1 protein-coding gene and 1 pseudogene are annotated in these 1,875 nt (G+C 59.4%); both read right to left on the reverse strand.

What is annotated here, in order from left to right:
- Positions 1-457, reverse strand: a pseudogene (locus D6B98_RS39520) (IS5/IS1182 family transposase); the annotation flags it as partial.
- 292 nt (positions 458-749) lie between these two features.
- Complete coding sequence (locus D6B98_RS39525; RefSeq protein WP_126262247.1) at positions 750-1,793, reverse strand: IS110 family RNA-guided transposase; 1,044 nt, start codon at positions 1,791-1,793, stop codon at positions 750-752.
- Positions 1,794-1,875: the final 82 nt, after the last annotated feature.

Here is a 1,875-nt window from a genome sequence, read left to right on the forward strand (position 1 = left end):
GGAGGATGAGCTGGACGAGGATTTGGCGCAACAAGAGCTGCAGCCAGCGGAGGAGGCGCCGGAAGTTGTAGCCGGCGGCGGAGAGGACGGCATTGGTGGCATCTCCTTCGCGGTGCCAAAGATAGTTCCGGCCCATCCGATGTTCGGATTTGAGATGGCCGATGACCGGCTCGACGGCGGAGCGGCGGCGCAGCTCGCGTTTGATCTGCGCGATTACCCGCCGCTTTTGGCCTGACGTGAACACCCTGAACTTGTATTCGGGCGCGGCATTGTGGCCGCGGTAGCCCTTGTCGACATAAGCCCGCTCGATGGCACAACCGGTGAGCGTCTCGGTGCGGTCGATGACGTCGCGCAAGGTGTGACCGTCGTACGGGTTGTCGGGCAGCGCCCTGGCGTGCAGCACGAACAGGCCACCGGGAGCACGGCGGTTGTTGGTGACGATGGAGGCTTTGACACCGATCTATGGACCACGCCCACGTTGCAAGAGGAATCGACAAAGGGATGAAGCGGTTTGCGCCAATCTATCCGGCTTCGATTTGAGGCTGTCGCCCCGAGCCATTATGGATATCCGCCCACTTCTGTCCTCAATAACTCGCCGGCCTCAACAAGGGCCATGGAGTCGAACCAGGCTTCAGAAGTGTCGGTAGAACCGTTTCTCCATTCGTCCTTTCCGTCTCGCAAACCTCGGCGGGATAGTGTGCTATTCCGATCGGATCGTGGATCTTCCTTCCTTCCCGGGTCCGGACGTCTTACGCAGCGTGGCCCAGGAAACTCGCTTCGTAGTCACGGCCTTTTGCGAGTATGCTCCAGGCCATCCGCGCGAGTTTTGCGGCCAAAGCAACAACTAGTACATTCGAGTGGAGCCGCTTCGATGCTGCCTCCAGCCAGGCTCCGAAGCCGTGCCTGGCCCAGGTTTGGCGCTGCAGCAGTACGGCTCTGGCTCCCTGAATGAACAGTGTTCGTAGATAACGGTTGCCGCGTCTTGATATGCGACCGAGGATGGTTCGATCGCCGGTCGAGATTTGTTTCGGTACTAGACCAAGCCATGCCGCAAAGTCGCGGCCCTTCTGGAACGCATCACCAGTTCCGATCGCGGCGATCATCGCGCTTGAGATGATTGGCCCGACGCCCGGCGCACTCATCAGACGGCGACAATGTGCATCTTGCTCCGCGATCTCGTTGATCTCCTTGGTGACTAACGCGACGCGACGGTCGAGATAGCGCCAGTCCTCGGCCAAGTCCTGGATGAGCCGAACCACCCGAGGGGACAGGCTTTCCGAAGATGTCGAGAGGATTTGGGGGAGCGCCAATCGGAGTGCTGCCGCTCCCTGCCGCACTGGTAGCCCTCGCTCAAGCAAAAAGCCCCGGATTTGATTGATGACCGCCGTTCTCTGCGTCACCAATCGACTGCGAACTCTGTGGAGTGCCTGTAAATCGAGTTGTTCGGCCGACTTCACTGGGACGAACCGCATTGTCGGCCGCTGAACGGCCTCGGCGATCGCTTCAGCATCCCGAAAATCATTCTTGTGACCCTTGAGGTATGGCTTGACGTACTGTGCCGGCAAGAGCCGGATTTGATGGCCAAATTTCTCGAGCTTGCGACCCAGATGATGTGCGCCTGCACACGCCTCCATTCCGATCAGACAACGCGGAACATTGGCCAGCGACTGGTCAAGCTGATTTCTCGACCGCTTCTTGCGTAGCGTGATTGCGCCTGTGGTATCGAGACCGACGACATGGAATGTGTTCTTCCCGAGATCGATACCGATCGTGACAATGTTCGTATTCGACATGGCTTGCGCTCCTGCTGTTGCCCCGCCGGACTCCACGTTGCCGCTGGGAGCGGGCGTGGTCCATGCCATTAACTCGTAAGGC

It is taken from the genome of Bradyrhizobium sp. LVM 105 (assembly GCF_003957705.1).
Taxonomy (GTDB): domain Bacteria; phylum Pseudomonadota; class Alphaproteobacteria; order Rhizobiales; family Xanthobacteraceae; genus Bradyrhizobium; species Bradyrhizobium frederickii.

What these genes read in the sequence shown, in the direction of transcription:
- D6B98_RS39525 (WP_126262247.1), bottom strand. Translation starts at nt 1,793, where the DNA reads ATGTCGAATACGAACATTGTCACGATCGGTATCGATCTCGGGAAGAAC.